General features: G+C 42.9%; 10 protein-coding genes. 5 read left to right on the top strand and 5 right to left on the bottom strand.

Translation table 11 applies throughout. From position 1 onward, the window contains the following. Positions 1 to 47: 47 nt before the first annotated feature. Entirely contained in the window at positions 48 to 1,223 is a 1,176-nt protein-coding gene (locus K4H25_RS06360) for a TnsD family Tn7-like transposition protein (protein ID WP_221022505.1), read from the top strand. A gap of 151 nt (positions 1,224 to 1,374) precedes the next feature. On the opposite strand, the gene K4H25_RS06355 is transcribed toward K4H25_RS06360, so the two are convergent. The 4 genes from K4H25_RS06355 to K4H25_RS06340 are packed head-to-tail and all read right to left on the bottom strand — an operon-like array spanning position 1,375 to position 8,931. Next, positions 1,375 to 2,391 (bottom strand): Wadjet anti-phage system protein JetD domain-containing protein, encoded by a 1,017-nt coding sequence (locus K4H25_RS06355; RefSeq protein ID WP_221022504.1) that lies wholly within the window; start codon positions 2,389 to 2,391, stop codon positions 1,375 to 1,377. After that, entirely contained in the window at positions 2,388 to 6,719 is a 4,332-nt protein-coding gene (locus K4H25_RS06350) for a coiled-coil domain-containing protein (RefSeq protein ID WP_221022503.1), read from the bottom strand. Before K4H25_RS06350 ends, K4H25_RS06355 begins: the two co-directional genes overlap by 4 nt. Before the next feature lie 2 nt (positions 6,720 to 6,721). Next, the gene (locus tag K4H25_RS06345) at positions 6,722 to 7,456 is read right to left on the bottom strand and encodes a hypothetical protein (RefSeq protein WP_221022502.1); all 735 of its coding nucleotides are present in this window, start codon (positions 7,454 to 7,456) and stop codon (positions 6,722 to 6,724) included. Then, positions 7,453 to 8,931 carry a hypothetical protein gene (locus tag K4H25_RS06340; RefSeq protein WP_221022501.1) on the bottom strand — a complete coding sequence of 493 codons (1,479 nt, stop codon included), beginning with the start codon at positions 8,929 to 8,931 and terminating at the stop codon, positions 7,453 to 7,455. The genes K4H25_RS06345 and K4H25_RS06340 overlap by 4 nt, the downstream gene beginning before the upstream one ends. Before the next feature lie 109 nt (positions 8,932 to 9,040). On the opposite strand from K4H25_RS06340, the gene K4H25_RS06335 reads away from it, so the two are divergent. The 3 genes from K4H25_RS06335 (at position 9,041) to K4H25_RS06325 (ending at position 13,549) form a co-directional block, all read left to right on the top strand. Next, the gene (locus tag K4H25_RS06335) at positions 9,041 to 9,934 is read left to right on the top strand and encodes a WYL domain-containing protein (RefSeq protein ID WP_221022500.1); all 894 of its coding nucleotides are present in this window, start codon (positions 9,041 to 9,043) and stop codon (positions 9,932 to 9,934) included. A 166-nt stretch (positions 9,935 to 10,100) separates the two neighbouring features. Then, positions 10,101 to 11,807, top strand: coding sequence for a hypothetical protein (locus K4H25_RS06330; protein ID WP_221022499.1), 1,707 nt, complete (start codon positions 10,101 to 10,103; stop codon positions 11,805 to 11,807). Further along, positions 11,804 to 13,549 carry a hypothetical protein gene (locus K4H25_RS06325; RefSeq protein WP_221022498.1) on the top strand — a complete coding sequence of 582 codons (1,746 nt, stop codon included), beginning with the start codon at positions 11,804 to 11,806 and terminating at the stop codon, positions 13,547 to 13,549. The genes K4H25_RS06330 and K4H25_RS06325 overlap by 4 nt, the downstream gene beginning before the upstream one ends. A gap of 1,074 nt (positions 13,550 to 14,623) precedes the next feature. Here the strand turns inward: K4H25_RS06325 and K4H25_RS06320 are convergent. Beyond that, positions 14,624 to 15,337, bottom strand: coding sequence for a deaminase domain-containing protein (locus K4H25_RS06320; protein WP_221022497.1), 714 nt, complete (start codon positions 15,335 to 15,337; stop codon positions 14,624 to 14,626). 660 nt (positions 15,338 to 15,997) lie between these two features. On the opposite strand from K4H25_RS06320, the gene K4H25_RS06315 reads away from it, so the two are divergent. After that, on the top strand, positions 15,998 to 16,933 hold the full coding sequence (locus K4H25_RS06315; RefSeq protein ID WP_221022496.1) for a hypothetical protein: 936 nt from the start codon (positions 15,998 to 16,000) through the stop codon (positions 16,931 to 16,933). The last annotated feature ends 7 nt before the right edge of the window (positions 16,934 to 16,940 follow it).

Below are 16,940 nucleotides of genomic sequence, written 5' to 3'. Positions count from 1 at the left end.
TAAATCTATTGAATATAAGGTTTTAGCTTGTAAGCAAGGGGGTTAGTATGATTCGTTGTGATGCTGAGTTTCCAACGAAATTCTATTACTTACCTGGTCCTTATCCCGATGAGCTTATCGGAAGTCTATTTATTCGGATTGGCCATCATTTAGGGGTGTCCGTCAAAAAGCTTCATAGCATGCTCAGCTATTTGCCAAAAAGCAAATGGCCACTTTTCTTTCACTCCCCGCTCGCGCCGCTCGCAAATGCCTTATCCATACCTTCAGAAATACTACTATACCGACATACTCCTTTTTCATATGTCACAGCTTTCGACTCTCCCGAAACTATAAAACGGCTAGCTTTGGGTCTGATTAGCAATCAACAGATGGCATCTGCATTGTCACACTCAGCAGCTATTGGTGGTGTAATGCTTCGCTACTGCGAAGAATGCATCAAAGAAGATAAGCATGAATTTGGCGAAGACTTCTGGCATCGTAAGCACAATATTCCGTTCATCACAGTGTGTGCTAAGCATCAACAATTATTAAAATTTGTTTCATTAAAACGGTCGGGAATATCAACTTCGCAGTTGCCATCACAATTTGATGGAGAATATATGAAAGCTATCTTTCCCGAATATCTCCAACAAATAGTAGAGAATTTTTCACTCAAAATTTTTGACTCTGAAGTACGAAAGTCGCCTCAAGAATGGCAAAGCTATTATCGTGCGCGAGCTATCGAGAGAGGCTTTCCTGTTCAGGGTTCTGGACTTGCTGCATGTGCCCTATCACGAGAGTTTGAAAGATTCTATGGCTCAAGCGTTTTAGCATCATTAAAACTGCCATTGAGAAGTGAAAGTCAGTCGTGGGTTGCTTGTTTGTTGCGACAAAGTGAGACATCTGATGTGACTGCAAAGCATATTTTGATGAATGTTTTTCTAAAATACGGCCCAACTCCCGCCATTGTCCATACTAAGCCTCCAGGACCAAAGGAATTAAATTTTCCGGCAATTGACAGTCAGTTTGCTGAAGCTATCAAAAAATATCAGCTTCAACTGAAGCCAGGCAACAGATTGACTGTAAAGCAACTGCTCATCGACCTAAAAATCTTAGAAACCGTTCGACACCATCGTGCATCACTTCCTGAAACGCACAAGCAGCTTGAGTTTTTTCGACGCTCCGAATTTTCAGCTCGGCAAGTTGGAGGGCGTCCTCGAAAAGCACAGAAAATTAACACGTGAATGAATATTTATTGGAAAACGAATCACCAATAAAGCAATAGCTGTTGTCACCGATGTGTAATTGACCTCAATACCGACGCTCAGATATATACATCTGAAGTACAAACCATCATTTTCAGTAGCTTGGGTCAATTGCAATTCAGCCTCTGCGTTAAAATTGCATTGGTGTCGCCATTAATCTTTCAAATCCGAGGGCTTCCTGAGGAATCCAATGTCCAGATATCCATAATTCGCTAAGCTCTGCGCCAAGCTCATTCCCTAACCATTCTTCTGCTAAGGACCTCAGCCCGTTATGCTGTTCGCATAATACGCGTTTGTGTCCGTTTTCAAGTAGCCAGCGATAAAGTTCAATTGCAGGTGCAACCATGGAGCTAACGGATGAACGAGTGCGATTAAATTCTATTGGTATACGAACTCCAGCAGGGTCTAGGTCCCCTAGATACTGAGCACTTACACCGCCAACTTCAATAAGCACCTGCTCAAGTGCATTACCACTTCCCTGAAAAGCTTTGCCTGAACCATAAACTACAGCTGAATAGCGCTTAGCATGTTGGTTCCATTCACCGAAACTCCAAAAGCTGTTGTGATTTTCGACGATTAATACAGGTGCTCCGACTACGTTGCTCATGCGGTATGGTAATGGTGATGGTACGACAAAGGCGCCCAAGACAGATAAAGGAAGGCGACCTCCAAAAAGGGTAGCACTACCGCTGGTACGTAACGAATCAAGGCGTTTTTCATCACCGAATATCTCTAGCGAGCGCTCTTTAATTGGGACTAATCTTAATTTATTGCGATGGCTAAGTAGGTAGTCATTTATTAACCGTGCGGTTTCTAGTGCAGGAAGTTTCAATTCTGGCCAAAAACCAAGTTCGGGGACCCATGCGACCGAGGCATAGTCTTCAAAATTAGGAGTTGAAGTCTCCATGCCAGTTACTTGTACCCACTTTGGCAAAGGAGGGTTTCCAACTTTTTCCCAACTACCTGCCGCAGGGAGCTTGATACAGCATGCTTTTTCAAGTTCTCTTAGACGTTCAAGTAAAAGAGCGTTGCGATTTGGCGCAGTAATTGTTTCTGGATGAGCGACAAAGAACGCGCGCCGAACATCGTCAAGCACAATCCGCTTTCGAGAGGCATTCTCTAGGACTGATAAAAACGAGTCACTCATGCTGTGGCCTCGATTACAAGTTGTTCTTTGAGTTTGAAGTCGACGGCTTCAAGGTGCCAACGCCCAGTTTTAGTATTCTTGCCAGCTTTTCTCAACCGAACAAAACGACTGAATTCGCCCACAGTGTTGTAGTCAGGAAGCGCCGTAGCGAAAATAAGCTGAACATCCATGGCCTGAGCTAGCAATCTTTGAGCTTGCCACAGGGTTGGTGTTGTCGCTTTGGCAAACGGGTTATCTAATATGAGTGGCCCACCACCGACTTTCTTGAGTTTCGCTTGTGTCTCAGCTCGTAACTGATTAATTAGCATATAGAGGAACATAGCCATTACAACACCTTCACCGCCAGAATTTTGGATTTTATCCACTGCGACATATTGAAGCGCTTCGTCTGGAACCATTTTTAGCATTTGTAAGCCCAATGGCTTGCCGTGAATGCGTAGCACAGCATCAGCGATAAGCTCAGCTCCTTTTGCTGGAACAATTTTCGAATCAATTAGACTATCAAGATAGTTACCAAGATGCTGTCTCCGCAGGTCGTTGCCAAGCTCATTGAAGCGTGCACGCATTTTTAGGATAAGTTTTCCACCCACGTAAGGCGCATTAGCAGGTATGCGCTTGTTCGCACATGCCGAGCTAAGCATTGCAATGGCCGAACTTGAAAGATTAAGAAGCTCACCCAGACATGCGTCAAAATCTCCCTGCATACCATCTAGGCTCGATTGTGTTGTGCCAATGCGGTCATCAAGTCCTTCAAGATGGCGTGTGCTATCCATGCATGCAGCTTCAAACTCATTCTGTAAAAGCTGGCTAGCAATGTCCGGTTCAACTTCCTGTAGTGCTGGGGTAGATGCTTCAGACTTGAGGAAATCGAAAGCTTTTAAAGCTGCCGTTTGTGTGCTCACAGTTTTTTTGTTCTTTTGTTGATAGTCGGCGATTAGCTCGGTTGTTTGCTTTACAAACGCTTCGTCTGGAGTTTCAGCATCAACGTCAAGATACTCAGATAGGTCAAGCGCCGCCTGAAGGCTTTCTGCCGCTTGTTCTGCATTGCGCGCCTTATCTTTTGCATTTTGACTAGCTAATTTATAACTTTCTAGTGCAGTTAGTGCATCTACTGCAGCCTGAGCAGCTTCAGTTTGTTTCCTGTTTGTGGTGGCTAAGCAGCTTTCTAGTTCTACTTCGTCAAGAGATAGCATTTCGATTGTAGGTGGCTCAACTGGGCGATTTTCCTTTTGGAAAATTTGGCATGCCGTACTTGCCGCGGTCTCTTCATGAGCAATTTTATTCTTTATCTTTTCTGCGCTCTCATGCGCCTCAGTGCATTCTTGAATTTTCGTTGAAAAATCCAGTACGGAAAGATAAGGTGCAAAATCATCCAGATTTAAATCGGAAAATTTTATCGCAAAATTCTGTAGCAGCTGTGTAAGGTTAGTCTTCGCTTCTTCTTCTTTATATTGCAGCAATCCAAGACGTTGATTTGCCTCAGTGGAATAAACTTTTTCAGCATCTGCATAAAAGACTCGCAACTCTTCCAATGTTTGGTGTTGCGCTAACTGCAGCCCAGCTGACTGTATATCCTCTCTCCAATAGTTTACTGCCAGACGCTCATTTTGCCGTTCCTTTGCTTTGGCTTCTAACTCAACCTTGAGTTTGAAAGCCACTTGCTTCGTCTCAGTAACATTGGTTTGTTCTGTTGTTAGCTCTACCCGCTGCATATCCTGTTCCAGGCGAACATTAGGAATACACCGTAAACGCATGAGCCTAGCGGGCCTGCTTGCATCGTGCTGTGCGCTGAACCGACTTATAGTTTTTTGATGCATGTCGGCTGTATGTGCAGCTTGGCTGCAACTATTTTTAGCCCGCATAGCATTCTCAGCTTGCTGCTCATACTCCTTGGCCTGTTCTTCATAAATCGCAGATTGTATAAGTTCCGCTTCTGACTCTTGCTGAAGACGCTCAATGTCCATTCGAGCGCGGGCTAGTATTTCACCACCAAAACGCTTTTCGTATGCTAGTAATTGTTCCTTTATCCCCAATGCTTCTTTCAACCGAGATGCATGTGCATTCCTGAGACTATCAATGCTAGCTATCCGCTCATCAAGTTGTTGCAGTAATTCTTGAGCAGCTTCTTGGTTGAATGCGGCGTCATTGTCCGCTGACAATACAAAACGGTTAGCTTCCAACGTATCGGGTTCAAGTGAGTTCACTGAGACCATTACTGGCGTATCTAGCTGCAAATTTTGGGCGGCAATCTCACGTGCGGATTCCAATTCGCTTGATGCAACAGAAACACCTAAAAAACGCGACGGATTACTAAGGACTATGGCTCGTGCTGTAGATGCATCTGGAATCGCATCGGCTAGATAAATGTTATAGGGCTTAGCGGATTTCACCCCCTTGGCATGAAGGCTAGCAACAACTTTATTAACATCACAGGAATCACCTGCAACACCAGTTTGCGTAATAGCACTTCGGCTTGCATGAAGGGTCGATAACTGCACTTCGTATTGCGCGACAGAACGCTCTTCTGCCAATATGAATCGCTCAAGCTCAGGTAGCAGTATCGGTGAATCGGGGTTTGCTGTATCAGCATCAGCAACCTGTCGCAGAATAGAGTTTTGTTCAAATTTCTCTCGCTCACTCTCTCCTTCTGCAACGAATTTTTGGAGTTGAGGTAAATCAGCTGCTATTGTAACTGCATGAACTTGCGCTTTATAAGCGTTGCTTCTGGCTTCCTGCCCCTGGGTCTTAAGTGTTATCGCATCTAAGTTATACTTTTTCTCGAGTTTAAGCTGCTCTATTGCGATATTTTCATAACGCGCTAAGGCTTCCGAGGTGGATTCGCCCTCTTTAATAATATTCTCATTAATAAGCTGATTCAGTGAGGACCAATATGCCTCTTCGGCGTTTGTAAGTGCTGCTTCTTCTGAGCTGAGGCTTCGTGCAGCAGTTTCAAGGTCTTTAAGCTGTTGTTCAATATTTTTGAGACTTGCCTCAGCCTGATTCTCTGTCGTTAAGACATTATTTAGTTGGGTATGTAACTCATTTTCCGCAAGTAGCAGCGCATTTCGCAGCAGCATTCCTTGAACTTCAACCTTATCTTTCCAAGGTTCAAGTTGCTCACGAGCGGCAATTGAATTATTACCTAGCTCTACCAAACGTTTTTCTAAAGCTGAAATTTCCGAGTGTGCCTTGGCCGCATTTACTCTAAATAGGGTATCTCTTGCAGTATCTGCTGCAATTTCTGCGGCGTATTTGCGCTCAATAATGGCATCTAATGTTCTAGTAAGTTGCTGCAACTTTAATGTAGTTATCTCGGCAGTATATTTCTTAGACAGATTAGTTTGCTCGATGGCCAGCTCAGATTTCTCTTCCTGTTTAACTAATGCCTCTTTCTCTTCTAAGCGAAATTTGTTAGCGAGCACATCAAGCCCTTTTTTGACCCTGGCTCCTAGATGCCTTGTCTTGTCTTGTTCGTCGCTAGCTATGCTGTACAACAAAGCAGCATCCTTAAATGCAAGTAATGTTGTACGTAATCGGGAGAGTTCGGTCAGGCACTTCTGCAAATGCGGTTTACGCCGAAGTTTGTCGCAGACATCGACTACGCTTTGGCGTACTGATGCCGCCATGCCATCATCAAGAGTTAAGCCAAAAAACTTCCGGATAAATTCTGGTTCCGAATTGAAATTAAGGAAGCCAGTATCAATCCCTCCTTCCTGTGCTGAGAAGTTGACCTGCAACTTCAACATATCAATGTCGATGAGGCGCTCTTCACGCAAGTGTTGCTGCCAATCATGCTGAACACGCGTTTGAAAAAAATCAGAAGATAGCTTGTGCGCATCGTGAATCCAGCGCGAAAGTTCAAGCATGTTGCTAACTGGGGCATAATTCAGTTTTGGTGCTGGCACCGATTGAAAACCAAGAGCACTGTTGGCTTCAAAACTAAAGAAGATTCGCTCAACTTCGTCTCGTTCTATTCCAGTCTTGACTGCAACTGCCTGACCAATAACTAGATAATATGGTTTTCCTCCTGCCATACGGGGTGGCATTACCCACTCGATGAGAATGATGCCGGGCTGACCATCGCGAGAAAAATACTGACTGAAACGATGGTTTTTATTTTGGATATGTTTTAAGAATCGTTCAACTGGTGTGTCAAAGCATGAGAACACAAAACTCAACAGCGTTGTTTTACCTCCTCCATTTTCGAGGTTTAGAATCGTGTCTGTTGGTTCACCTGTTGCAGGGTCAGTCAGGTCGAAAGTTACGCCATCATACCAAGCCATATCGATACCATAGCCACCTACGTAAATGCGTGAGATTTTTTGCATGATTAGCCCCTGACTCCCGAGTTACCATCTTGAGCAATTTCGAAAAGACGCCGGAGGGTCAGCTCACGGAGCTGCACCTGTAAGCGGTGAGTTGGTGTGTAAGTCGCCATAGATTCATCTGCAGATTCTCTATCAATTCGCACTAAACCGCCTGTCTCCATATGAGTGAGCGCGATATTAATAAGGCCTGTTATCGATGCAGGTGACGCACGTTGAGCGCCAGGTAACATTAGGGGCAAAGCGCAAATAAGTTGCCAGCCGTGAGATAGTTCTTCTGGAATATCTTTTTGGTCGCCCTCAAGCTCGGCATCTTTCAAGCGTCGAGCAAGCATTAGTAATGTATCGCGAAACTGTGCAAGGCTTGAGGGAGGTGCTATGAAACGGTCATCCTCCAAACCACTAGTAGTCGGATAAAACACCGCAGCTATTGCTACGTGAGCAAGGACGAGTCCCGCTTTTTGTTCGGGCTTAAGGTTGGCTCGTAAGTCGCCAATTCGCATCGCAAACTTACTATCGCGTGATGATGGCACAATCACTAGGCCTCGCTCGCTGAAATCGAGAACAGTCAGTTCAAGGCCTTCAGCAATATCAGCAACCATAGTTGAAAAGCTAGGCTCCGCCCTATAAAGGTCAAGAAGTTCACGGTATTGTGAGTCGTTAACTGGCGATAGACCTGGCTGTATAGCCTTATAGACGAGTCTCGAAGCATTGCGTGGCGTTAAGCCTAGTGCTGTCATAGTTTGTTCCCTTCAATTGGGGAAAAATGTAAATTTGAACCTTCAGCGATGTCCCGCTCAAATCGTCCCTCTGCTTCGGCGCGCATATAGGGAAAGAGTGTTTCTGCTTGAGAGAAACTTCTGAACATCATTAATACGAGGCAGCGTTGTTTGATGCGGTTAAAACCTTCAGCTTCTGCAATGACCAACAACTCATCGACACTGTATGTGCACGGCACCTTGAATTTATTTGTCACCCAAGCCTGCACATCATTGATAAGTGCAGGCGCAAACTGTTCGAGAGGAGGAACGAAAGGCTCAATTTCACCTCCATCATCATCTGACTCTACTACTTCGATTCTGCGTTCTAATAACAGCCCAAAAATGGCATTTAACCCGTATACCTTGGGCCATTTGGCTGGATACATTCCACAAATTGCATCATCTGCTCGCTCAGTTAATACAGAGTTATTGAGTTTAAGCAGGTCCGGTAGAAGTCGGGTTTCTAAGTCTGGCAGACCAGATGGACGACGTGCGCGGAAGAGAGCCCGCTGCGCATGCAGAAACTTGTCTGGTGCTACAGTAATGTCACTAACAAGGTTTGAGCGAATTAAACTTGCCCCCTCCAAAGTCTTCAGCAACTGTGCTAGGTCCTGCCGAGTTTTTGACTCTTCTGCGGACAACAAGGCTCCACGTACGGCTTCCGTCATTCGCTGGTCTTCCACCTGACGGGCAACAACATGAGTACGTGCATCTTGGAGTTTAGGAGCAACTTCTTTCGTCCAATTAACTGAACCCGGGGCACGAAAGGCTTGCATTAATCGGTCACGAATGAATTGTCGGTATTCAAGTGAAAGTGTGCGTGCCCGCTTTGCAAATTCTAGTGCTGCGTCGAAACGTCCTCGTTGAACAAGTAGGTCAAGCATCTTCTCCATCATTTCTTGAGCGTCTTCGGGCGCTAGGTCGAGCATGCCTAGATAGACGAGATAACCCTCCGCAGTTGGGCGATAGCGATACACATCTTCTAGGTCAGGTTCGTAACTTACCAATCTGAAATTGATTGTTTTTGTTTCTCGAGCCGCTCCGTGGAAATAATCAAAGACAAATACTCGGTAAGAGTTGCTCTTATTATCTAAAGTATCGAGGATAACTTCAGCTACTCGATGCGCCTGCAGCTCGTTGAGACTTGGCTTCATCGCTTTAGCCACTTGCTTCAATCTATCGAGAAGCTCCTTCGAAGTGCTTCCCATCTGAATAGTTGTACCTTCCATCATCACGTCTAACGCAGTGAGAACCAAATAATGTGTATCAATGTGCTTAAACAGTGGCTGAGGCCCGTCACTTTCCGTTCCGATACTGTGTTTATTGAGTTCAAGCTGGAAAAGTGGACGCAACAGGAGCAAGTTGCGTTGCTGCTTGGAGAGGTCCAGCAGTTCGATGATAGAGTCAGTGGAATCTATCATTGCTTGATGTGGCAAATCAGAGGATTGTTCCATTTCAAGTATTGAAATCTTATTCGCGAGTGGTTGTAAAAAACATCACCATTGCATTGTACGTATAAAAACTATACTCGTATAGTTTTTATATTCAAGTTAAACTGCGAATATGAAATCAAAGACAACTACACAAAACAGTTCATCAAGCAGTGCTTCACGGGTTTCTGCGCGTTGGAGTCAGGAGAGGCGACTTGAATTTATCGATTACCGCCTGAGGTGGGATGGGCACCTGAACCGGTCAGACCTCATAGATTTTTTTGGCATTTCCGTGCCTCAAGCTTCGCTAGACATAGCCAGATATACTGAACTTGCTCCAGGCAATATCCAATATGATTCAAGTGCCCGTACATATTTAACGGGACCTCAATTTGAAGCTCTTTACAACATAGATAATCCACAAAGATATTTGAATGACCTACTCATTGATGCATCAGGCCTTTCTTCTGAGGGTGGAGTATTTTTGGGGTGGACCCCACCTGTAGGCTTAATACCCATTCCAGTCCGAATGGTTTCTGCAGAGACCCTAGGCTGTTTGTTGCATGCAATTAGAAATCGAGAAACAGTTGTTGTGAAGTACCAGTCACTTTCATCGGTAGATGCGGAAACAAGGACCCTGTCTCCACATTCTCTAGTATTTGATGGTTTTCGCTGGCATGTGAGAGCCTTCTGTCATTTACGACAGTCTTTCCGTGATTTTGTCATTTCACGAATTATCAGCATTGAGGCGGGAGCTCTATCTACTGTAACTATCCAAGATGACGTCGCATGGCATACTCAAGTGTCACTGGTAATTGCTCCCCACCCAGACTTACCAATAGAACAACGCAAAGTCATTGAGCTCGATTATGGTATGCAAAACAGTGAGGTGCGTCTGGATTGCCGGCAGGCCTTACTTTTCTATTTACTTAAACACCTCGGTTTTTCTGGCCGAGAAGCCGCTACACCACAAGCTCAACAAATTATTTTAAAAAATGAGGATGAAGTTACAACTTACCTTACATAAATAAATATGACTAAGGTTAATCTCTGTAGATGTATTGAATAGAAGTCAGAACTCTTTTATTCATAAACTTTACTGAAATTGAACCGAAATTATTAATAGAAATAAAGAATTAAAATGAAGTTTTGATGATGTTTGGTGTATTCAAGTTTGTTTATGGGGTTATCAATTGGCACAGTCAAATGCAATACATCAAGCAGCTTGTTCCCTGCAAGCTGGTAATTGGAGTACATATTTATCTCAGGTGAAAGCGTCCTACCAGATATATGAAGATGAAGTTTGGGCGCAAATGGCAAAAAAGCATCCAGAGCCCGTAAACATCATCACTGCTTTAACTAACCTATCCGGCTCCGATATAAATATCGTTTGTCGTTGGCTGCTTCCCATTATTGGTCATCTGACACAATTTCAAGTCACAGAGGCAAAGCAACTCCTTGATTTTTCTGAGCGCCTAGACCCCAGCTATCGCTATATGGTGGCTGACCAATTGACTCCACATATTCTGGCAGAGCCTAAACTTGGACTGGAGCTTGGAAGCCATTTACATTCTGAAAATAAACAACAAGAACAATCAATTTTCATATGGGCTGCTGCGTTTGCTGCAGGAGCACCAAAAGATGCTGCAGAGTATGTTGCGAAGTTATTGGCAGGAGCAGTTGAGACGGAAATGCGTATGGCATCCATTTTGTGCATTCATCTTCCTACAAATAATGAGGAAGTTCAATGTGTCTTTACCAACCTTGAACCAACAAGCATCGAAGCTTTATGCGCTAAAACCGCGCAACTTGGAAAAACTGCGTGGGCTGCCCTATGCTACCTCGCACGTTATTCATCTAGCGCGACACTTGCATTAAAGGCGGCGTTAGATGCCGTCATTCCTGAAGCTATTATTGAAATAACAAACTCATTGCATCAAAGCAAACTTTCTAATACTGGGGTAACTGGAGATACTATTGAGGAATTAATACGAAGGCTACTTACTATTTCTCTTCATTACAATAATCTTCGCCCACACATAGACGTTGCAATTGAGCGGGTTATATATCAGAAAGACACTCGTCAAATTTCACTTCAGCCAATTGTAGAACTTGATACAGCAGAAATTGATGTTGTAAATGCTTTTCCAAATATGTTTGAAGCACTTTCAAACCATCCCACCGAATTTTCTCAAATTTTAACCGAGTGGCTACTTAGTCCGACTGTTAACTTCAATTCTTTGTCGTCTCTATTATCTATATGCACAAATAATAGAGAATTAGCTATTTTTGATGAAGATGTTTTTTCGGCTCAAACAACTGAGCGGCGTGAAAATGCCGCGCTTCGAATACTTTCACTCACGCATGACGGCCCAACAGTATGTGACTTTTGCCTCCTCATTGCAAAAATGACGAAAATTGGGGAAGAGCGACTTAATTTGTTAAAACTGATGCTGGAGAATGCATTTTTAGAATTTCCGGCAACAACAGAGGCTTTTCTAACTGAGAAATTGGCCTCACTCCCGCTAGTTACTCCTGAAGCCATTATTTTTCAAAAAACACTTGCACATGCCGTTGAATGGCGAAAAATCTTTGAACAGCTTCCATATAGGAAAGAACTAAGACCAAGCGATACTGAACTCCAAGTTTTACAAGCTAGAAAGAGACGATTCAACAGGGAGATTAACAAAATGGCTAAAGAAAAATCTATTTTTGCAAGTATTTGCTCCACTGAGCACTTAGTTCAAGGGCGTCGATTTACAACTCACTCATCCCATAGCGGGCCACAAATTATGCAAATGGCTGCATATAGTCACAGTATTGAATTGCCATTCAGCGAACTTGCAGACCCTATGGGTGGCGAAATTGAGCGCTACTCTATGCGTCGGAATGCACGATGATTGGTAGTCTACGACTTCTACTTGAAGATTTTCTTGGATTGATGCGTGAGGAAGGTGAGCTGGATGTTTTTTTGCCTCTTCTGATGTCTGCAATGGGGCATGAGGTGGTCTACCGTGCGCAAAAAGGGACAAGGCAATATGGGGTAGACATTGTTTCTATTGGGGATGATGTTGACGGGATAAGAACGCTGTTCTTATGGCTGGTCAAATGTGGGGATATTGGTAGAACAGATTGGGACTCCGGTCCACAATCTATACGCCAGTCCATTAATGATGTGAGCGACGTGTATTTGCGTAGTCATGTTTCCCCTGCACATCAGAAACTAAAGAAAAAACTTCTTATAGTTACCAACGGGGACTTTAATGCCAGTCTTAACGAAACCATCGCCGCATTTTTAGAGCGTTGGTGCTCCGAACAAAAGGCTGATGCTGAGCAAATTAATGGTTCTAAACTTGCGACATGGACTGAAAGTCATCTGTTGGACGAATATATTCTGCCACTCGACAGCCGCATACTGTTGCGCAGGATGCTTGCCAATGTCGCTTCACCAGACCTCTGCATCAACGTTGGACGTGATTTAATAAACCAAATAGTTGATGGAGCAATTTCTCCAACGAAGTCTAAACCTGCTGCGACGAAGAAACAACTGACAGGACTTAGAGGTATGAGAACTGCGCTTCAGGTACTTTTCATTTGGTCCGTTAACGAAGATAACCTGCTTGCCGCATACTCGTTACATCAATATGCAGTGCTTGCAACTTGGTCTCGGCTACATAATAAACTCCACGAAAATGACAAAAATCTGAGACAGGAGTTATGTCATTTATTAGATAGTTTGCTGATGGTTGCCGAAACCTACCACCAGAAGATGGACCCATATTACGGCATGCAAGATGCCTTTGTTAACGTTCGTCCACATAGTTTATTGGTATCAATGACTGTATTCGATGAACTTGGGAAACTTGGGTTAATCGGATGCTTATTCGCGTTTCAGCCTGACTCATCTAGCCATCCATCCACAAACGATGGTGTACGTCACTATGTAAGACGTATAAAAAAACTGTTGAATAGTCATGCATGTTGCGATTTACCAGCTTTTGACCATCACTCAGTCAATATCCATATCGCCTTACTTCTCTTGGTTGTTAGTGGAGAGCGTGAGATTGCTAAAAATTGGCTATCAAGACTTTGTATTCGTATGCAGTATGCGACAAGGTGGCGTAAATTCATGCCGATGTCTGGAACATTTGAAGATGCGTTAGCCGTGCGCGATGGTGAAGAAGAAATGCCTGAAGAGTTCTGCAATACATCAACGCTCTTACCAATTATGTTCATTTGGGTCGCTGCACTTGAAATGAGAGAAGCCTACGATGCTTTACGATTAAACGTTGTACCTAACTTTAAGGGAATTACTCCAAATTTTTGGAGTTCAGAGAGTGGTTATGACGATGTTGTAGGAGATGAGCGTGCCTTGTTCGAGCATGGCATCGGAGAATCGGTAAAACAATTTCCAGAAGACCCACATGAATTCTTGCAAACCATGTCGACGGGGCTGCTAGGTATAGAAGGTATTGAAACTACGACTTGGTACCAATTGCGTGCTCAATTTATCCCACTTTTAGCCGGTCTGTATTGGCAATTACAGCTCCCTAGAGAGATGCTTGTTAAGCAAACTATTGCGGTCGCCAGTTCAGAATTAACCGGTAAGTTGTGGCCTGTAGATACCTTAAATGAAGATTAAATAATGTAGCAACTTGATAGTCTCGAGTAATTGAAAATATTATTACTTAATTTAATGCAGAAGGAAATTTCTGAATTTGCATTCATATACGTTAAATCAAATGTGAGAACTGCTGATTGAGTAACAGAAAAAGAAGAACGCATCAGGAGAGTTCCTGCGTTGAAAAGCTTGAACAGCAGTGTATGGCTTTCGACACGGAAATTAATACTCCTCCACACCATCTAAATTTCCCTGCGGTGCCAGAACTACCACTCGACGAAGGGGAACTAACTTCTTCCCAACAGTGGCTGTCATTGCTTTGGAGTATCGATATCGCACAAGTTATTGGCATTGATGCGTTACGTGGATAACCACTGACGGTCAAAATTGGATTCGAGTCGATGATGGCAGCATCCTCGGTACAGTTCACTCAATGGCGATGGCCTGTATCTTTGTTATTGGTCAGAGACTTCTGCTACTAAGTAAAGCGACATAATCATTTAAACCAAACAATCTGGCGGTTAGTAATACATCCAATGTCAAACTATGAATTTGATGAAGAAGTTATGGGCTTTTTGGGCACCTAAACAATCAGTGGAGATTAATGGGGTAATTTTTCGATGAACAACAGCAATTGTCCATTTTGCAATCTTCCGAGTGAGTCTACCATTTTCGGCATATCCGAGAGACCTTGCCCATAATTTCGTGCTGGCTCACCCAAAATGCAATCGAAGTAAATCAAATAGTTTAGCAGCTCGGTTGCATCTCGAGCAGTGGTTACTGCGAATAGAAAAAATGTCCGATGACCTTCAAGAAATTGGAGTGAACGCAGGCATAGGTTCGGATTTGATGACCATACTGCATGTCGCAAATTGGAGTTATTCAGCGGCATATCAATCTACTGCGCATGCATGGCAGGCGCAGGGGAAATATGAATTTATTGACGAGAATTAGTTCTTATGTAAACGCCTCTTTTTAATGAGTATTGAAGGTTTTCGTGACATATCCGATTGCTCAATCAAAAATTAAAATATCGCTAACTTAATTTTAAGTTCAAATTTATCAGTAAACTGGGGTAAGCAAATATTAGTCGCATTAAAATTCAACTCTAATCAATTTAATTCTTCCACACGATTGAAAATCCCTATCAATCTCTTGAAGGTATTCATCTTTTTTAGTGCCTAGACTTGAAAAGCAAACATAAATTAATAATTTAGGATAGTCACGGCTAAAATTAATAATCACTCCCTTGCATGACTCGCAAGGAATTCGCTCGGTAAAAAGAGCCAGTGCACCAGAAATCTCCTTGTCACTATTCATGCTAGCAAAAGCATTGAGTAGCAAATATTCTGAATCAGAATAACGCGGATATTTTTCATTATTTATTGTTTTTGCTTTATACGGATTTTCCTTAGTAGAGTCTGGTACTATTAAAGCATCAGACAGAAATTTGCTCTTTTCACTATTACTGTTCACATGCTTGTATATATTATAACTTGCTCCAATTTTAGAGTAGAAATAATCACCTTGACCTCTAATTTTTACTGCGAGCAATCCTAAGTTACCACCATTAAGCTGGAGCGCACTGCTATTTTGAGTTACTTGGCCAAGGGAGTTTTCTAATATCCCCCTAAAAATGTCTACTTTGGAGAAGCATGAATCTACGAGTGGGTTAGCTAACAAATTATCAATAACATATTTAATTTTACAATCAGAATATAAAGCTTCAAACAGCTGGGAATGAGCATGGGCACCGAGAAGCAAACGAAAATTCAAATTCTTTGTGCTAATTATTTTATTTTTTTTCATTTTAAATATTGCTCAGTAAAAAGGGAAACATTCAGGCTCTATTATTGACGAAGATGGAAATTTTTACATGTTCATGCGGCCATTAATAACTAGCTTCTAGCTTCATTTATATGAGAAACATCGATTCTAAAATACCATGGGGCACATCGAAAATGTCTACCAGAGATACTTCTAGACATGTAAGTTTTTGCTTTTGGATTCTAAGGTATCTTAGAGCCTAGTCAGGTTAAATCACAGCCTGGAGAGAGTGATATTGCCCAGTCGCTTGGTTTTCTTGCAAATAAATCCATGACCACCGCCGGATAAACTCAACGATTGCCAGTCCATATACTCGAGCAAAGTTTAGTTAAACCTACGCCCTACATACCTGCATAAACACATCTGCCATGAGCAGTTTTTTATTTGCTGCTGAAACAAATGAAAATGATTCACGGTTGAACATACTAGCGAGGCAGACAGTTTCAATCTATCTTACCAATCTAAATAATTACAGAGTGTGTATGGATAAAAGATGAATTTGCATGACATACATCATGATTTTCATTGCAATATTAGCGTTTAATTATTAACAAGCTAGCATAAGTTATCTACAAACTCCCACGTTTGTAAATATCATTTATGCACCGAAGTGCAATAAAAAAACTTTCTAAAGGAAACAAAATGGGCTGGTTATCGTTTAAATGGGCGGTTCAAGATACCGCTGAGAGAGTTGGTAATTTTGTTACAGGTGGCGGTAACGACCGAAAAAAAAGTGAAAATATTGTTCGGTGGGCTAAGGAGGAAGAGGAAGAAGTAAGAGAAAGGCTTGAGGAAGTTAGAGAAAGTACCTGCGAGAAGCTTGCTGAGCTTGGCCAGTTAAAAACAGAAGTTTATCGGACATCAGTGACGGAATTTGTTCAACTTTTTGAAATGATTGGAAAATTGAACAACACAGGGTGTGGTGAATTTCAAGAAGGATTAAGTCCAATTCAAGTTAAAAATGCGATTGGCCAGTTAAAAATTGATTCTGCGCATGTTAATCAAATGCTTATTGGTGCTGGCTCTGGCGCATTGGGTGGCGCCACACTTGCACTTGGTGCATATGGTTTAGCTGGGATTGTTGGTACTGCATCCACAGGAACAGCAATTAGTACACTATCTGGAGTCGCAGCAAGTAATGCAACATTGGCTTGGCTTGGCGGTGGGGCGGCCTCTGCCGGAGGATTAGGAGTCGCAGGCGGAACGGCTGTACTGGGTGGCATTGCTGTACTTCCTGTGGCATTAGTCGCAATGTACTTTGGTCAAAATAAAGCTAAGCAAAAGCTAAACGAAGCTAGAAACATACGCGATGAAATAGAAGTGGTGGTCGAAGAAATTAAAACAGGTATAGAGCAACTTGAAATGATTGCCAAAGGTGCAGACTTAATGTTGGCTACCATTACTGCCCTAAATGAGATAGTTAAAGCGCAAAACTCAAAAATGCGTAATGCCCTAGAGGTCGCAGCAAGTTGCGCGCTCGCACTACAAGATACTTTAGAGATTCAAATAATCTCACAAGATGGGACTATTACCACCCAATGTAAAAACTATCTTTCGAATCAATGTGCGAATGCGTAAGGAGTAA

It is taken from the genome of Deefgea piscis (assembly GCF_019665785.1).
Lineage (GTDB): Bacteria > Pseudomonadota > Gammaproteobacteria > Burkholderiales > Chitinibacteraceae > Deefgea.
Note: the sequence above shows the minus strand (reverse complement) of the source record. Positions and strands in the feature narration are given on the sequence as shown.